Origin of the sequence: Rubrivivax gelatinosus (assembly GCF_004340905.1) — a bacterium.
GTDB lineage: Bacteria > Pseudomonadota > Gammaproteobacteria > Burkholderiales > Burkholderiaceae_C > Rubrivivax > Rubrivivax gelatinosus.
Genome location: NZ_SLXD01000003.1, coordinates 332,715 through 348,757, shown reverse-complemented (window position 1 = coordinate 348,757; position 16,043 = coordinate 332,715). Strand labels below are relative to the sequence as shown.

Annotated in this window: 14 protein-coding genes; 5 read left to right on the top strand and 9 right to left on the bottom strand. The window is 69.2% G+C overall.

Annotation, left to right across the window (positions count from 1 at the left end):
* Window positions 1–612: 612 nt before the first annotated feature.
* The 5 genes from EV684_RS07150 to EV684_RS07130 form a co-directional block, all read right to left on the bottom strand.
* Window positions 613–1,149, bottom strand: a complete 537-nt coding sequence (locus EV684_RS07150) for a PaaI family thioesterase (RefSeq protein WP_132645608.1) — start codon at window positions 1,147–1,149, stop codon at window positions 613–615.
* Between the two features lie 68 nt (window positions 1,150–1,217).
* Window positions 1,218–1,919 (bottom strand): SDR family oxidoreductase, encoded by a 702-nt coding sequence (locus EV684_RS07145; RefSeq protein ID WP_132645606.1) that lies wholly within the window; start codon window positions 1,917–1,919, stop codon window positions 1,218–1,220.
* A gap of 74 nt (window positions 1,920–1,993) precedes the next feature.
* Window positions 1,994–2,590 carry a TetR/AcrR family transcriptional regulator gene (locus tag EV684_RS07140; RefSeq protein ID WP_132645604.1) on the bottom strand — a complete coding sequence of 199 codons (597 nt, stop codon included), beginning with the start codon at window positions 2,588–2,590 and terminating at the stop codon, window positions 1,994–1,996.
* Between the two features lie 80 nt (window positions 2,591–2,670).
* Window positions 2,671–3,894 carry a multidrug effflux MFS transporter gene (locus EV684_RS07135; protein ID WP_200222260.1) on the bottom strand — a complete coding sequence of 408 codons (1,224 nt, stop codon included), beginning with the start codon at window positions 3,892–3,894 and terminating at the stop codon, window positions 2,671–2,673.
* 161 nt (window positions 3,895–4,055) lie between these two features.
* Window positions 4,056–5,027 carry a LysR family transcriptional regulator gene (locus tag EV684_RS07130; RefSeq protein WP_132645602.1) on the bottom strand — a complete coding sequence of 324 codons (972 nt, stop codon included), beginning with the start codon at window positions 5,025–5,027 and terminating at the stop codon, window positions 4,056–4,058.
* Between the two features lie 158 nt (window positions 5,028–5,185).
* On the opposite strand from EV684_RS07130, the gene EV684_RS07125 reads away from it, so the two are divergent.
* The 5 genes from EV684_RS07125 (at window position 5,186) to EV684_RS07105 (ending at window position 9,333) form a co-directional block, all read left to right on the top strand.
* Window positions 5,186–6,166, top strand: a complete 981-nt coding sequence (locus tag EV684_RS07125) for an aldo/keto reductase (RefSeq protein WP_132645600.1) — start codon at window positions 5,186–5,188, stop codon at window positions 6,164–6,166.
* Between the two features lie 32 nt (window positions 6,167–6,198).
* On the top strand, window positions 6,199–7,254 hold the full coding sequence (locus tag EV684_RS07120; RefSeq protein WP_132645598.1) for an NAD(P)-dependent alcohol dehydrogenase: 1,056 nt from the start codon (window positions 6,199–6,201) through the stop codon (window positions 7,252–7,254).
* On the top strand, window positions 7,251–8,048 hold the full coding sequence (locus tag EV684_RS07115) for an SDR family oxidoreductase (RefSeq protein WP_132645596.1): 798 nt from the start codon (window positions 7,251–7,253) through the stop codon (window positions 8,046–8,048). The genes EV684_RS07120 and EV684_RS07115 overlap by 4 nt, the downstream gene beginning before the upstream one ends.
* A gap of 124 nt (window positions 8,049–8,172) precedes the next feature.
* Window positions 8,173–8,337: an SDR family oxidoreductase gene (locus EV684_RS07110; RefSeq protein WP_200222261.1), complete on the top strand. Its 165-nt coding sequence runs from the start codon at window positions 8,173–8,175 to the stop codon at window positions 8,335–8,337.
* A 660-nt stretch (window positions 8,338–8,997) separates the two neighbouring features.
* Window positions 8,998–9,333: a DUF4148 domain-containing protein gene (locus tag EV684_RS07105; protein WP_132645594.1), complete on the top strand. Its 336-nt coding sequence runs from the start codon at window positions 8,998–9,000 to the stop codon at window positions 9,331–9,333.
* A 227-nt stretch (window positions 9,334–9,560) separates the two neighbouring features.
* Here the strand turns inward: EV684_RS07105 and EV684_RS07100 are convergent, their stop codons facing one another.
* The 4 genes from EV684_RS07100 to EV684_RS07085 form a co-directional block, all read right to left on the bottom strand.
* Window positions 9,561–10,157, bottom strand: a complete 597-nt coding sequence (locus EV684_RS07100; protein ID WP_200222262.1) for a TetR/AcrR family transcriptional regulator — start codon at window positions 10,155–10,157, stop codon at window positions 9,561–9,563.
* Window positions 10,158–10,206: 49 nt separating this feature from the next.
* Entirely contained in the window at window positions 10,207–11,646 is a 1,440-nt protein-coding gene (locus tag EV684_RS07095) for an NAD-dependent succinate-semialdehyde dehydrogenase (RefSeq protein ID WP_132645592.1), read from the bottom strand.
* 208 nt (window positions 11,647–11,854) lie between these two features.
* Window positions 11,855–14,923 (bottom strand): efflux RND transporter permease subunit, encoded by a 3,069-nt coding sequence (locus tag EV684_RS07090; protein ID WP_132645590.1) that lies wholly within the window; start codon window positions 14,921–14,923, stop codon window positions 11,855–11,857.
* Complete coding sequence (locus EV684_RS07085; protein ID WP_132645588.1) at window positions 14,920–16,026, bottom strand: efflux RND transporter periplasmic adaptor subunit; 1,107 nt, start codon at window positions 16,024–16,026, stop codon at window positions 14,920–14,922. Before EV684_RS07085 ends, EV684_RS07090 begins: the two co-directional genes overlap by 4 nt.
* Between the last annotated feature and the right edge of the window lie 17 nt (window positions 16,027–16,043).

The following is a 16,043-nucleotide window of genomic DNA, read 5'->3' as shown; positions in this document are numbered from 1 at the left end:
CGGCGGCGAGCCGGAGAGGCCCCTGGACGCCGATGCGGCAAGCGCGATACGTTTGCATCCAGCGTCGCGCGCAACGCGAAGCGAACGCCACCGTAGCGCACACCCTGACGGACACGGAAGATCGCGGGGGAACACGGGCCGCGAACGCGATGGGTGCGCACTCGACGGAGTTCCAGACGGCCGACGACGTGCGGCGCAAGTCGGCCCGCAAGACGAGCCCGACGGCCTGAGCCGTTGGCAAACCGGGAGTCGGTTGGCAAACCGCCTCATTTCGAGCCACCGGCCGCAGGCCAAAAAGTCCTTGGGCCACAAGAAGTCAGTTGGTCGGGGTGACACGATTCGAACGTGCGACCCACTGCTCCCAAGGCAGCGAGGATATCCTTACGAATCAACAGCTTAGCGCGGGGTTCTGCTATCCACAGCCGTCCCGAAGAGCCGGCTTGCTCCCTGGGAAGACCGGACCCGCGTTAGCAGCCTGCGGGCGCCTCGACCCGGCCGTCGTGACCGGGTCGCGCTCCTCAAGCACATTGCGCAGGCGCGAAATAGGACCGCGCCACAGACAGACGGACACCGCGGCGGTGGAATCATGTGGCGGGCCACACCCCCGCCGTGTCAGCGCGCACGCGGCGAACTCTCGAAGATCAGGCAGGTCGTGGTGGCATGCGCGTAGAGCTTGCCATCGGGCCCGACGATGCGCCCTTCGGCCGTGCCGACCTGGCGCCCCGTGTGAACGACCTTGCCCTCGGCACGCACCAGGGGCACCGCGTCGGTCAGCGGGCGGACGATGTTGACCTTGATCTCCAGCGTCGTGTAGGCCGAGCCAGCCGGCAGCGTCGAGTGCACGGCGCACCCGACGGCCGAGTCCAGCAGGGTGGCGAACCAGCCGCCGTGCACCGTGCCCATCGGGTTGTAGTGCCGCGGTGACGGGCGCCCCTGGAAGACGGCCAGGCCCGGCTCGACACGGATCGGCAGGAAGTCGAGCGTGTCCCCCATCGCCGGCGGGGGCCAGTCACCGGCGAAGATGGCCTCCAGAACCTGCAGGCCGGACAGCGCCGCGAGCGACATCGTCGGCGGCGGCGCCCCCGCGGGCCGCAACCGGGCGCGCACGGCCCGCTCCTGTGATTCCCACTCCGCGATCACGTGTTCCATCTCGCTTCTCCTTGGGGATGAGGGCGGCAGCCGCGGCCGTCGACGTGATGAGACGCCACCTGCGCCGCTCAGCGCGCCGTCAGGTACACGGCGGGCACCGCGGAAAGACCACGATGAACCTGCCGCGTCAGATCGTCGGCGAGCGCTTCCTCGGCGCCCGCCTCGAACTGGTCGAGGGCGTACGCCACGATCTCCTCGGGGGTGGACTTCGGCGCGTCGATGCCTCGGGTGAGGTCGGTGTCGACGAAGGCCATGTGCAGCGTCATCACCTGCGTGCCTTGCGCGCGGAGGTCGTGGCGCAGCCCGTTGCTCAGGCTCCAGACGGCGGCTTTGGAGACCGCATAGTTGGCCAGCATCGGAGTCGTGAACCAGCTGCCGATCGAGGCCACGTTCAGCAAGCCGCCGCCGCCATGGCGTGCCAGCACCGGCGCGAACGCCTGGCTCACGCGCAGCACCCCGAAGACGTTGGTCTCCAGGTGACTGCGAAGAGAAGACTCCGCGTTCGGGTCCAGAAGATTGCCGGTGGCCGCGATGCCCGCGTTGTTGACGACGATGGTCACGTCGCCCGCCTCGCGGGCTGCGGCTTCGACATCCTCGGGCGAGGTCACGTCGAGCTTGAGCGGCACGACGCCGTCCAGCGTCACGCTGGACGGATCACGTGCGCCCGCGTACACCTTTCGGGCGCCCCGGGCGAGAAAAGCCTTCGTGAATGCCAGTCCGATGCCGCGATTGGCTCCGGTGACGAGGACGGTGGATCCGGCGATCTTCATGAGAATCTCCAAAATATTACGCTCATCATATTTATGAGCAAAAGACGAGGCCGCGACATCACCGGTCGACGGCCTCAGCGGGGGGAAACGGGTTCGAAGGTCGCGACGATCTGCTCGCGAGCGCGCGCCAGGGCATCGCGGCCCGCCTTGCCGCCGAGCACGCGCGCCAGCTGCAACGCACCCACCAGCGCCGCGGCGACGCACTCGGCCTGCGCGCGGTTGTCGCCTGGCAGGGCCGAGCCGACCAGATCCACCAGCGCGGCGACTCCGCGGCGGGCTTCGTCGCGAACAGGAGGTTCCAGCCGGTGCATCTCCGAAGCGAGAGCCGCCACGAGACAGCCGTCCTCGACGTGCTCGAGATGGCTGTCGCGCAGATACGTGTGCACCAACGCGCTGAACCGGCTCTCGCCACGCGACACGCGGCTCCCGACCGCGTCCTCGAGCACCGTGGAGCTGTCTCGCCACGCCCGCTGCAGGGCCTCGGCCACCAGTGCGTCTCGCGACTCGAAGTGCGCGTAGAAGCCGCCGTGCGTCAGGCCCGCAGCCTTCATCATGTCCGCGACGCCCACCCCTCGTACGCCCGCACGACGAATGGCACGCGAAGCGACATCGACGATGCGCTCGTGGCTGACTTGTTTGCGGCTGGGGATGCTTGGCATGATGATCGTCATATGATGAGCGTCATACCTTCGGGTGTCAAGCCGCTCGCTCGCCGTGGCATGGCCGTCAACACCACGGGGGCGTGAACAGATCACGGTCGCGGCGCGTCGAGCCGCGCCGACGGTGCGGTGCTGCGGTCTTCGCGGGACATGAAGGCCATGGCGGCGGCGGCCAGCGCGAAGACGGTCATCACGCCGACCATCGCCCGTGGCGAGCCGTCGGCCAGCGCGGCCAGCAGCAGCGACGAGACGATTCCGCTGCCGTACTGCAGAGCGCCGATCAAGGCCGCGGCCGAACCCGCCAGCCGCGGCACGCCGTCCAGCGCCGCGGCGGTGGCGCTGGCTGCGATGATGCCGTTCATCGTGAAGAAGACGAAGACCGGCGCCGCGACCGCGAGCAGGCCGCCGTCGCCGCCGAGGCCCAGCCCGAGCCCGGCCAGCATCGCCGCGGCCGCGATGCCGGTGGACACGCGCAGCAAGGCGCCGAGGCTGAAGCGGCGCACCAGGCGCCGGTTGACGGCGCTCAGCGCCATGACACCGACGATGTTCACGCCGAACAGCCAGCCGTAGTGCTGGGCATCGATATGGAAGTGCTCGATGTACACACGCGGCGAGCCGGCGATGAAGGCGTAGGCGCCCACGTAGAAGAAGGCCACGCACAGCGTGTTGCGCATGAACGGGCCGTGGGCCAGCAGCGTGCGGTAGTCGGAAAGCGCGGTCCGGGCCGGCGTCGTCGCACGGCGCGACGGGGTGTGGGTCTCCGGCAGACGGCGCAAGGTCCACAGCATCAGGCTGCCGACGACGGCCAGCAGCCAGAAGACGTCGTGCCAGTCGCCCAGCCGCAGGATCTGCCCGCCGAGCAGCGGCCCGCCGATGGGCGCCAGAGCCATCACGATGGTCAGCGTGGACAGTGTCTCGGCGGCCTGCCGTCGCTCGTACAGGTCGCGCACCATCGCCCGGGCCAGCATCGGACCGGTGCACGCGCCGAAGGCCTGGAACACGCGCCAGAAGACCACCGCAGCGATCGACTGCGACAGCGCGCATCCGATCGAACCGACGACGAACAGCGCCAGCCCGATCAGCAGCGGCCGCTTGCGCCCGATGCGGTCGCTCACCGGCCCCCAGACCAGCTGCGCCAGCGCGAAACCGATCAGGAAGCCGGTGATGGTCAGCTCCGCGTCACCATGCAGCTCGCGCTGCATCGTCGGCATCGCGGGCAGGTAGATGTCGGTGGACAGCGAGGTCAGCGCCATCAGCGCGGCCAGCATGGCCTTGAGGCCCCAGCCGGACTGCGGCATGCCGATCTGAGGCGCCACGCGATCGGAGGCTTGCTCCACTGTGGGCGATGCATCGTTCATCGGCGCCACTGTATGGACCTGATTCGCCGACGAATAGCCGGCAGCGGCTTGCTCCAGCCGCAACCCAATCTTTCGAAACGGCCGCCTGGCCGATGTCTGGGAGCGGCCGGGGCACCGCGTCAGCGCGTGCGTCGGCCCTTGGCGTTCGCCTGGGCCATCGCGCCCAGTTCGCGTGCGGTCAGCATGTGGGCGCCGCCGCCCTGCAGCCGCTCGACGGCCAGATCGACGAAGGCACGCACCCGCTTGGGCAGCGCGGTGCGATTGCCGTAGTAGACGTGCAGGCCGATGTGCGCGCTCATCTGGGGCAGCAGCACGGGCACCAGTTCGCCGCGACGCAGGTGGGGCGCGGCGGCGAAGTTGGCCAGCTGGCCCATCACCTGCCCGGCGAGCACGGCCTGCAGTTCCAGCTCGGTGTCGTTGGTCGTGAACGACGGACTCACCGGGCGCCGCTCCACCTCGCCGCCGAGCTGCAGGTACCAGGGCGTGAGCTGGCCGCTGGCCGGGTGGCGGAACACGCTGCAGCGATGCCGTGCCAGGTCGTCCGGCGTCTCGGGCACGCCGTGCCGGGCCAGGTAGTCCGGGCTCGCGCAGACGATGAGCTGGATCGGAAACAGCAGCCGGCCGACCACGCCTTCATCGGCCGACTGGCCCATGCGAAAACCCACGTCGACGCGGTCGCGCACCCAGTCGCCCAGGCTGTCGTCGAGCTGCACGTCGGGCTGGATGCCCGGGTGGGCGCGGCAGAACTCGTCGAGCAGCGGCATCAGCAGCGACGCGAACGAAGACCTCGGGCCGACCACCCGCAGCGGCCCGGCGATCTCGTCCTTGGTTTCGCGCGCGGCGAGCAGCGCACGGTCCAGCGCCGCCAGCGCCGGCTGGGTGTGCTCCAGGAAGTGTCGCCCCTCTTCGGTCAGTGCCAGGCTGCGCGTCGTGCGGTGCAGCAGGCGCACGCCCAGATGCTGTTCCAGCTGCGCCAGCGCCTGGCTGGCAGCCTGGGGGGTGACGCCCTGGGCCTGCGCTGCGCGGCGGATGCTGCCCAGTTCGACGGCCTTGGCGAAGGTGGCGATCGCGCGCAGTTCGTTGATGGCCATGGCGGTGCGGAGTGTGACGGGTCGAGACGACCGGCATTGTCAACTTCTGCTTTCGAGTTCAACAAGTGGCAGTGCGCTACCGGTTGATGAACCCGCTACCTAAAGTGCTCCCAGGCCGCATCGCCCCCCGGCGCAGCGGCGTCTCTTGGAGAACCAACATGCACAAGCGCACTTTGGGCCGCACCGGCCTGCAGGTGTCTGCCCTCGGCTTCGGCTGCATGGGCCTGAGCTTCGGCTACGGCCCCGGCGTGGACCGCGCCGCCGGCATCACGATGATCCGCCAGGCCTTCGAGCGCGGCGTCACCTTCTTCGACACCGCCGAGGCCTACGGCGCCTTGAACGAGGAGATGGTCGGCGAGGCGCTCGCGCCGGTTCGCGACCAGGTGGTGATCGCCACCAAGTTCGGCTTTCGCGACGGCAACGCGAACCTGGGCATGGACAGCCGGCCCGAGCGCATCCGCGTGGTCGTGGAGCAGTCGCTGCGGCGGCTGCGCACGGACCGCATCGATCTGCTGTACCAGCACCGCGTCGACCCGGCGGTGCCGATGGAGGACGTGGCCGGCACCGTCAAGGCGCTGATCGCCGAAGGCAAGGTGCTGCACTTCGGCCTGTCCGAAGCGGGCGCGGCATCGATCCGCCGAGCTCACGCCGTGCAGCCGGTGGCTGCGCTGCAGAGCGAGTACTCCCTGTGGTGGCGCGAGCCCGAGCAGCAGACGCTGCCGCTGCTGGCCGAACTGGGCATCGGCTTCGTGCCCTTCAGCCCGCTGGGCAAGGGCTTCCTCACCGGCACCATCGACGCGTCAACGCCCTTCGCCCCGGACGACTTCCGCAACGTCGTGCCGCGCTTTGCCGCCGCTGCGCGGCAGGCCAACCAGGCGCTGGTCGACGCGCTCAAGCAGGTCGCTGCCGAGCGCAGCGCCACGCCGGCGCAGATCGCGCTGGCCTGGCTGCTGGCGCAGCGCCCGGACATCGTGCCCATCCCCGGCACGACCAAGCTGCACCGACTCGACGAGAACCTGGGCGCCGCCGCGCTGGAACTGTCGGCGGGCGACCTGGCGCGCATCCACGCGGCGCTGGACGCCATCACCGTCACCGGCGACCGCTACCCGCCGGCACTGGCCGCGCGCGCCGGCCGCTGAGGCCCGCCCCTCCCCTCCGAGGAGACCTCACCATGAGCTACTCCGTGCGCGGCTACGCCGCCCACAGCCCCACCGGACGGCTTGGGCTGTTCGACTTCGAACGCCGCAGCGCCCGCCCCGACGACGTCGTCATCGACATCCTCTTCTGCGGCGTCTGCCACTCCGACGTGCACAACGTGCGCAACGACTGGGGCAACGCGCGCTACCCGATGGTGCCGGGCCACGAGATCGTTGGCCGCGTGCTGGCGGTCGGCGACGAGGTCACGCGCTTTGCCGTCGGCGACCTGGTCGGCGTGGGCTGCCTGGTCGACGCCTGTCGCCACTGCCGGCCCTGCGGCAAAGGCTGGGAGCAGTACTGCGAGAACGGCGCCACCTACACCTACAACCACGCCGATCCGGTGGACGGCACGCGCACCTACGGCGGCTACAGCGAGAAGGTCGTCGTGCGCGAGTCCTTCGTGCTCAAGGTCCCCGAGACGCTGGACGCCGCCGCTGCCGCGCCGCTGCTGTGCGCCGGCATCACCACCTGGTCGCCGCTGCGCCACTGGGGCGCGGGCCCGGGCCGCAGCGTCGCCATCGTCGGCCTGGGCCACATGGGGCTGAAGCTGGCCAAGGCCCTGGGCGCCGAGGTGACGCTGTTCAGCCGCTCGCCGGGCAAGGAGGCCGACGCGCGCCGCCTGGGAGCCGACCACGTCGTGATCTCCACCGACCCGGCGCAGATGGCGGCGGTGGCCGGGCGCTTCGACCTGATCATCGACACCGTGCCCTACCAGCACGACGTGAACCCCTACGTGCCGACGCTGGCCGCAGGCGGCACGATCGTGATGGTTGGCTACCTGGGGCCGCTGGAGAACTTCGACACCGGCCCCCTGGTATTCAGCCGCAAGGCGCTGGCCGGCTCGCTGATCGGCGGCATCGCCGAGACCCAGCAGATGCTCGACTTCTGCGGCGAGCACGGCATCAGCTGCGACGTCGAGCTCATCCGCATCCAGGACATCAACGAAGCCTACGAGCGGCTGCTGAAGGCCGACGTGAAGTACCGCTTCGTCATCGACATGGCCTCGCTGAAGCAGGAGGCTGCGGCGTGAGCCCCGCGGTTTCCAGCGTGCTGGTGGTCGGCGCCACCGGCAGCATCGGCCGTCTGGTGGTGGCCGAGGCGCTGCGCCGCGGGCTGGCGGTGCGTGCCCTGGTGCGCGACCTCACCCGGGCTCGAGGCCTGCCCGCGCCCGCCGAGCGCGTGATCGGCGACCTCCGGCAGCCGCAGACGCTGGAGGCGGCCCTGGCCGGTGTCGATGCGCTGGTCTTCACCCACGGCAGCACCGGCGGCGGGCGGGCCGGCGTGCAGGCCGTCGACTACGGCGGCGTGCTCAACGTGCTGCACGCATGGCAGAAGGCGGGCCGGCCGCCCCTGCGCGTGGCGCTGATGACGGCCATCGGTGTGACCGACCACCAGGGTGCCTACAACCGCGCGACCGGCGCGCATGACTGGAAGCGCCGGGGCGAGCGCCTGGTGCGTGCCAGCGGACTGCCCTACACGATCGTGCGCCCCGGCTGGTTCGACTACCACGCGCCCGACCAGCATCGGCTGACCCTGCTGCAGGGCGACACCCGGCATGCCGGCACCCCCGCCGACGGCGTCGTCGCACGCCGGCAGATCGCCGAGGTGCTGGTCGCCAGCCTGCTGTGCGACGAGGCCGTGGGCAAGACCTTCGAGCTGGTGGCCGAACGCGGCCCGGCGCCGGTCGACCTCGCGCCGCTGTTCGGGGCGCTGCAAGCCGACGCGCCAGGCGAGATCGACGGGCTGCGCGACCAGCGAGACATGCCTGTGGATGACGAGCCGCCGGACGTGCGCCTGGCGATCGAGACCCTGGCCGCGCGCTGACCGGGCCCGGCCGGCTGCCTTCGAGCCGGCCGTGAACACAGCGCCGCATCCGGTGCGGCCACGAGGCCGGTCGATTCCGGGCCCTGCTCCGACAGGGCCGCCGCGCGGCGACAGCGACCGCCGCATGATCGATGGTTGCGCTGCCGGCCGCGCCGGCACCGCCGACGAGCTGGCCCAGGTCGCCGCGCTGCTGATGGGCCCTGACGGCGGCTTCATCTCCGGCAGCGACTTCCTCGTCGACGGAGGCGTCACCGCCGCCTGGCGCTTCGGCGACCTGGGCCGGCGTTAAGGCGTCGCCGCAGCCGACGCCGACCTCCACGGCGCCGAGCGAGCGCAACACCGCCACCGGTCTCTCCGCAGCGTCTGGCCCGACGCGAGCGTGAAGTGCAGTTCGTGCCCAGAGGTTTCCATTGACCTTTATGGTCACTCGACTCGGAATGAGCGCTCCACCGCCTTCGTCAGGCCAGACACCCGCTCGCAGCCATAGAGGCGAGAGTGCTCCGCCGCCGCGATGACTCGCTGACTCGGAACATCGCGATCAGTCGGCCAACGATCCGTCGTGGTGAAGAAGGAGAGACGGGTCGTGGCTCGTAGCTCACTGGGCCGTAACACGACAATCGACATGTGACCGTTTTGGTTTATAGTCACCAATGCCAGATGGCATCCTTCAAAGGGCACCCGTTCCCGTGTCGTTCCGCCGCGATTGTCTTGTCCCAGCCCACCACAGGCCGCGCTCTTCACAAGGCCGGCGCACGGGTGAATCGGGCCGGCGCGACGTCCTTCCTGGTCTGTGCCTGATTCCAGCCGCTGGCAAAGATGATTTGGCTCTCGACAGGAGGGTTTCGCCCATCACCATCAGATCGACCTTCGCCGAAAACACGTTCCTGGCGCGCCAAATCCACGATCCAGGAAACCAGATGAATTCATCCATGCGTGCATGAGGACTTATATGTCGCCGAACCCCACCCGATCGAATGCCAGATCCATCACCCGCGCTCGCGCCAACCCCGTCGCGCTGACGTCGTTGTTGACGCTGCTCCTCGTGGCATGGTCTCCTGCACACGCGCAGGACAAGCTTGCACGCAGCGAAGGAGCAGGCCCGACGCGAGCCGAAGTGAAGGCGGATCTTGCCTTGTGGAAGCGCGCCGGGGTCGACCGGTACGAGACAGAAGCGTCATACGGCTTCAACACTGAAGCCTATAAGCGGGCCTATCAGGAATACCTCCGCTTGCGTGCGAGCGAAGAGTTTCTCGCCGAAGTTAAAAAGGCCGCCGCCGAAGAATAAGTTCGGACGGAACGAACACCACCAGCGCCGGCCGCGCCGGCAAGGCGCTCGCCGACCGCCTGGACCCGCTGCTGAAGCGGCAGCCAGGACCGCGACGCGTTCGAGCCGCTGGGGCGCGGCCCCGGCGGAAAGCGACAGGCGCAGGCGTGCAACCGGACGCGCAGCGCGTGGAGCAGGCCTTGTCGGCGCGCCCGGAAGCCGGGCGCCCAGAGTTCTTCAACCGTTCGTCAGGAAGCGCGCGCGGGCTCGAAGTCCACGAGCCGCAGCGCCTGGTCCAGCAGCTGCTGAAGGCTGGGCGCGCCGTCGGCCCGCACCCACTGAGTGATCACCGCACGCAGCACCGCGAACAGCGCATGCGGGTAGACATGCCGGGCCAGCCCATCGGGTGCCTCGGCTCCGCGTGAACGGGCGATCTCGTCGGCCACCTCGTCGGCGAGACGGGCCGTCATGCCCTGCTTGCGGTCGCTGATGGCCGGCGAGGCGGCGATCATGCGTTCCAGGCTCAGGTAGAACGGCTTGCGGGCCTCGTAGGCGGCCAACAGCCCGCGCGCGCATGCGATGAGCGACTGCTGCACCGTTTCACCGGCCGGTCGCCCGTCCAGGCGGGTGAGGAAGTTGGACATGCTCTCCTCGATCCAGCTGACCACGATGTCTTCCTTGGTCGGGAAGTAGCGCAGCAGCGTGCGGGGCGAGACCTCCACCTCGGCCGCGATCTGGGCGATGGTGGTCTCTTCGTAGCCTTGCCGGCTGAAGAGGTCGAGCGCCTTCTCCAGCAGCTGCAGGCGCGTCTTGTCCTTCTTGGACTCCCTCAATCCCAAAGCCATGCCCTCCTCGGGGAGGGGCGGCGGCGCCGCGCCGTCGCCCCGTGCGTCGTCAGACCATGTGAACGAACTTGGTCACCAGGTAGGCATCGATGCCCTCGGTGCCATTTTCGCTGCCATAGCCGCTTTGCTTGACGCCGCCGAACGGGCCCTCCGGCATGCCGAAGTAGTAGGTGTTGATGCCCACCATGCCGCTTTCGATGCGGTCGGCCAGCTGGTGTGCGCGCTGCAGCGAGCGGGTGAAGGCATAGGCGCCCAGGCCGAACGGCAGTCGGTTGGCTTTCTCGATCGCCTCGTCCAGGGTGCTGAAGCGGGAGATGGTGGCCACCGGGCCGAAGGGCTCATGGTTCATGATGTCCGCGTCCTCGGGCACGTTGGTGAGCACCGTGGGCGCCCAGAAGAAGCCGTCGCCCTTCACACGCGCACCGCCGGTCTCCAGCTTGCTGCCACGCGCCACGGCGTCGGCGATCAGCCGCTCCATCGCGGCAAGACGACGCGCATTGGCCAGCGGGCCCATGCGGGTCTCGGGATCGAAGCCGCTGCCCATCTTCAGCGACTGCGCCCCCTGCACGAAGGCCGCGACGAAGCGGTCGAACACCGAGTCCTGCACGTAGAAGCGCGTCGGGGCGATGCAGCTGGCACCGGCATTGAAGAACTTGTTGGGCACCGAAGCGGCCACCGCGGCATCGATGTCGGCATCGTCGCAGACGATGACGGGGGCGTGGCCGCCCAGCTCCATCGTGATCGGCGTGATGTTGTCGGCGGCCAGCTTGGCCAGTTGGCGCCCCACCGGCTCCGGCCCGGTGAACGACACCTTGCGGATGATCCTGGAAGCCAGCAGCGTGCGCGAGATGAAGTCCGGATCACCCAGCACCACGTTCAACACGCCGGCAGGCAGGCCGGCGGCGGCGAAGGCTTCGGCGATGAGCAGGCAGGTGGCTGGCGTTTCCTCGGAGGGCTTGATCACCATCGAGCAGCCGGCCGCCAGCGCCGCGGCGATCTTGCGGCCGGTCAGCAGCGCAGGCACGTTCCAGGGCGCGAACGCGGCCACCGGGCCCACCGGCTCGCGCGTGACGACGGCGCGGCCGTGCGGAATGCGCGGCTCCAGCGTGCGGCCGTAGATGCGCTTGGCCTCCTCGGCGCACCAGATCATGGACTCGAAGGTCAGGCCCAGCTCCATGCGCGCCTCGGCCAAGGGCTTGCCGACTTCCAGCGTCAGCAGCGTGGCCAGCTGCTCGCTGCGCTCGCGCAGCCAGGCCACGGCACGCTCGATGACGGCGGCGCGTTCCCAGGCGGGCACGGCGCGCCAGGTCTTGAAGCCCTGGTCCGCAGAGCCGAGCGCGGCCTGCAGGTCCTGCGCCGTGGCGTGCGGCATCTGGCCCAGGGTGCTGCCGTCGAAGGGGTTGATCACCGCACTCTCCGGGCGGCCACCACCGGACAGCTTCTGTCCATTGATCCAGAGGTACAGGTCGGTATAGGCGGGAGCAGACATGGAGTTTCCTTTCAGTTGGAGTGCACCTGCAGACAGCGCGCAGCGACACGAGAGCCCAAGCGTCATTTGTCTCTCGATATCGTATGTCGCTCAATGTCTTTTGGCAGTGAATGACACTTTATCCCTGTGCCTCGAGTGGGGACAGCGGCGCTGACCGCGGGACAAGGCGCGGAATCGCGCCGGCGCGAAGCGTTCGGCCGGGCTGAGTTCAGTGGGCCGCCGGTGTCGGCCGGATCCGGAACCAGATGGCGTACATCGCAGGCAGGAACACCAGCGTCAGGACGGTTCCCGCCACGGTGCCGCCGATCAGGGTGTAGGCCAGCGTGCCCCAGAACACCGATTGGGTGAGCGGGATGAAGGCCAGCACCGCAGCCAAGGCGGTCAGGATCACCGGTCGGGCGCGCTGCACGGTGGCCTCGACGACCGCATTGAAGGGGCTCAGCCCTTCCCGCTCGTTGTGGTGGATCTGGCCGATCAAGATCAGCGTGTTGCGCATCAGGATGCCCGACAGCGCGATCAGGCCGACCAGGGCGTTGATGCCGAAGGGCTGCTGAAAGACCAGCAAAGTCGGCACCACGCCGATCAGACCGAGCGGGCTGGTGGCGAACACCATGAACATCGCCGCGATCGAGCGCACCTGCAGGATGATGATCAGCAGCGTCAGCGCGATCATGATCGGGAACAGCGGCGCCATGGCCTTGGTGGCCTTGGCGGACTCCTCGATCGACCCGGCCTGCTCGATGCGGTAGCCCGCGGGCAGCGACTGCACGATGGGCTCCAGCTCCTTCATCACGGCGCTGGAGACGTCCGGCGGCTGCAGGCCTTCGGCCGTATCCCCGCGCACCGTCATGGTCGGCGTGCGGTCACGGCGCCGCAGGATGGGATCTTCCATGCGCACCTCGACCGTGCCCACCTGCGACAGCGGCAGGCGCTGGCCCGCCGCCCCGACCAGCGTGAAGGCAGCGATCTTCGCCGGGTCGAGGCGGGTGTCCCCCGCCGCGCGGCCCACCACCTGCACCGAACGGATGTCCTCTCGCACTTCCGTCAGCGCGATGCCGCTGAGCAGGAACTGCAGCTGCAAGGCCACGGAGTTGGAGTTGAGGCCCACGGCCTGCAGCCGATCCTGGTCCAGCGTGAGATGCAGCGTCGGCACACGCGGGCCCCAGTCGACGTTGACGGTGCGCATCATCGGGCTGGCCTGCATGACGGCTTTGACACGGGCGGCGATCTCGCGCAGCTGATCCGGGTCGGGCCCCATGACGCGATAGGCGACCGGGAACGGCGAGTACGGCCCGAACACGAGCTGCGTCACCCTCACCTGCGCTTCGGAAGCCAGGCCATCGGCCACGGCCTGGCGCAGCCTGAACTTCAGGGCTTCCCGCTCTTCCTGGTTGCCGGTCAGCACCACGATCTTGGCGAACGACGGATCCGGCAGCTCGGGGGCCATGGCCAGGTAGAACCGCGGCGCGCCCTGGCCGACGTAGGCCGTCACGGTCTTGGCTTCGGCCTGCTTGGCCAGCCAGGCCTCGACCTTGGCCGTCGCGGCGCTGGTCTGCCCGATCGACGTGCCGTAGGGCATCTGCAGCTCGACCAGCACCTCGGGCCGGTCGGAGGTCGGGAAGAACTGCTTCTTGACCAAGCCCATGCCCACGATGGCCAGCACGAACAGGCCCACCACCGCCGCCGCCACCAGCCACTTGCGCGCGATCACACGCCCCAGCACCTGCCGGAAACGGTTGTAGTGGCGCGTGTCGTAGATGGCGTCATGTCCGCCCTCGACCTTCTTCAGGTCGGGCAGCATCTTGACGCCCAGGTAGGGCGTGAACGCCACCGCCACCACCCACGAAGCGATGAGGGCGATGCCGACGATCCAGAACATGTTGCTGGTGTACTCGCCGGCCGTCGAACGCGCGAAGCCGTTGGGCATGAAGCCGATGGCCGTGACCAGCGTGCCCGACAGCATGGGCGCCGCCGTGTGGCTCCAGGCGTAGGCGGAGGCCTTGATGCGGCTGTAGCCCTCCTCCATCTTCACCACCATCATCTCGATGGCGATGATGGCGTCGTCCACCAGCAGGCCCAGGGCCAGGATCAGCGAGCCGAGCGTGATGCGGTCGAAGTTCTTGCCGGTGGCCGCCATGATGACGAACACCGCCGCAAGCGTCAGCGGCACCGCCGCCGCCACCACGATGCCCACGTGCCAGCCCATGCTGACGAAGCACACCAGCATCACCACCAGCAGGGCCACGAAGAACTTGACCATGAACTCGTCCACGGACGAGCTGATGTTGATCGCCTGGTCCGTCACCTTGCTCAGCGTCATGCCCTGCGGCAGCTGGGCATTGATCTTGACGGTTTCGGCATCCAGCGCCTTGCCCAGGTCCAGCCCGTTCCAGCCGTCGCGCATGACGATGCCCAGCAGCAGCGCCGCCTCGCCATTGCGGCGAACCAGGAAGCTCGACGGATCCTCGTAGCCGCGCTCGACGACGGCCACGTCCGACAGTTTCAGCGTGCGGCCCTGCGCGCTGATGGGCGTGTTGCGGATCTTCTCCAGCTTGTCGAACGCGCCATCGACACGCACGAAGACCTGCGGACCATCGGTCTCGATGGCGCCGGCGGGGGTGAGCACGTTCTGGGCGTTGAGCGCGGCGAAAACGTCCTGCGGCGACACACCCAGCGTGGCCAGGCGGTCGTGGGAGAAGGACACGAAGATGCGCTCGGACTGCTCGCCGATGATGTTGACCTTCTTGACCCCCGGCACGTGCAGCAGCTGCTGGCGCAGCGTCTCCGCATCACGCACCAGCAGACGTTGCGGCTCTCCCCTGGCCTGAAGCGCGAACAGCGCGAAGGTCACGTCCGAATACTCGTCGTTGACCATCGGGCCGATGACACCGGCCGGCAGCCGGCGGGCTTCGTCCGACAGCTTCTTGCGGGCCTGGTAGAACTCTTCGCGCACTTCCGAGGGCGGCGCGGTGTCGAGCAGGGACACCATCGTGAAGGCCAGTCCCGGACGGGTGTAGGTCTCGGTGCGGTCGTACCAGCGCAGCTCCTGCATGCGCTTTTCCAGGGGCTCGGCCACCTGGTCCTGCATCTCCTGCGCGGTGGCGCCGGGCCAGGCCGTGATGACGGTCATCTGCTTGACCGTGAACGGCGGATCTTCGGCGCGCCCGAGCTGGAAGAACGCCAGCACGCCGGCCACCGAGATCAGGAAGATCAGGAATACCGTGACGGCGCGCTCGCGCACCGCGAGCGCGGAGAGGTTGAAACGCCCGTCGCTCATCGACGCTCTCCCGCAGGTGCGGCCTGGGCCTTCCCGGCCGGCCGAACGGCCTGACCGTCCTGCAGCAGATGCGCCCCGAGCGAGACCACCCGGTCGCCGACCTTGAGGTTGCCAGCCACCCGCGCCAGCTCATCGGACAGGTCCAGCACCTGGACCGCTCGCCACGCCACCTTGGCGGGCTCACCCTCCACCACCCAGACACCCGGCCCCTTGCCGGGATCGAACACCGCGCCGATCGGCACCTGCACCGCGGGCGCGGAAGACGCGCCGGCCGGAATCTCGACGGTGACCGTCGCGCCCAGCGGGGCCTTCGCCAGCGCGCCTTCCAGCACGTAGCGGGCCTCGTAGGTGCGGGTGACGCGGTCGGCCGCATCGGACAGCACACGCAGCCTGGCCGACACGGGCTCCGACCGCGGCCCGTACAAGGTGGCTCTGGCCACCGAGCCCACCGCTGGCCGCAAGGTCTCGGGCAGGTGCACCACCGCCTCGCGCTGGCCCGCTCGAGCCAGGCGCACCACCGGCTGGCCGGCACTCACCACCTGCCCCGGTTCGGCCAGCGTCTCGACCACCACGCCATCGGCATCGGCCAGCAGCAGCGCGTAACTCGAGGCGTTGCGCGCCACCTCGGCCTGCGCCTCGGCCGCCTTCAGCTGCGCCCGCGCCGCTTCGGCAGCAGCCTTGATCTGGTCGTAGGCGGACGCGGACACGGCGCCTTCGGCGACCAGATCACGGTAACGCGCCTCGTCTTCGGCCGTCTGCCTGGCGCGGGCCAGCGCGGCAGCCACCACCTCTTGCTGGGCTCGCGCCTGCAGGCCCAGGTCGATCGGGTCGATGCGCATGAGCGGCTGGCCACGCTTGACGGACTGCCCGGTGTCGACCAGGCGTTCCAGCAACTTGCCGGGAACGCGAAAGCCCAGATCGCTCTGCACACGGGCCGCGACGACCCCTGTGAAGGATCGGGAAGCGCTGCCGGCGCCCTGCACGGCCGAGACCCGCACCAGCGGAGCCTCGGTGCGGGGGTCGGAGCGATGGTCATCGCGGCCGCATGCCGTCAGGACAAGCGACAGGCAGAGAACGAGGGGAGCGAGCTTGCGCCTGAGCATGGGAACCCTTCTTGACG

What these genes read in the sequence shown, in the direction of transcription:
- EV684_RS07110 (WP_200222261.1), top strand. Translation starts at nt 8,173, where the DNA reads ATGATCGATGGTTGCGCTGCCGGCCGCGCCGGCACCGCCGACGAGCTG.
- EV684_RS07130 (WP_132645602.1), bottom strand. Translation starts at nt 5,027, where the DNA reads ATGGCCATCAACGAACTGCGCGCGATCGCCACCTTCGCCAAGGCCGTC.
- EV684_RS07105 (WP_132645594.1), top strand. Translation starts at nt 8,998, where the DNA reads ATGTCGCCGAACCCCACCCGATCGAATGCCAGATCCATCACCCGCGCT.
- EV684_RS07150 (WP_132645608.1), bottom strand. Translation starts at nt 1,149, where the DNA reads ATGGAACACGTGATCGCGGAGTGGGAATCACAGGAGCGGGCCGTGCGC.
- EV684_RS07095 (WP_132645592.1), bottom strand. Translation starts at nt 11,646, where the DNA reads ATGTCTGCTCCCGCCTATACCGACCTGTACCTCTGGATCAATGGACAG.
- EV684_RS07125 (WP_132645600.1), top strand. Translation starts at nt 5,186, where the DNA reads ATGCACAAGCGCACTTTGGGCCGCACCGGCCTGCAGGTGTCTGCCCTC.
- EV684_RS07090 (WP_132645590.1), bottom strand. Translation starts at nt 14,923, where the DNA reads ATGAGCGACGGGCGTTTCAACCTCTCCGCGCTCGCGGTGCGCGAGCGC.
- EV684_RS07145 (WP_132645606.1), bottom strand. Translation starts at nt 1,919, where the DNA reads ATGAAGATCGCCGGATCCACCGTCCTCGTCACCGGAGCCAATCGCGGC.
- EV684_RS07100 (WP_200222262.1), bottom strand. Translation starts at nt 10,157, where the DNA reads ATGGCTTTGGGATTGAGGGAGTCCAAGAAGGACAAGACGCGCCTGCAG.
- EV684_RS07140 (WP_132645604.1), bottom strand. Translation starts at nt 2,590, where the DNA reads ATGACGATCATCATGCCAAGCATCCCCAGCCGCAAACAAGTCAGCCAC.
- EV684_RS07085 (WP_132645588.1), bottom strand. Translation starts at nt 16,026, where the DNA reads ATGCTCAGGCGCAAGCTCGCTCCCCTCGTTCTCTGCCTGTCGCTTGTC.
- EV684_RS07120 (WP_132645598.1), top strand. Translation starts at nt 6,199, where the DNA reads ATGAGCTACTCCGTGCGCGGCTACGCCGCCCACAGCCCCACCGGACGG.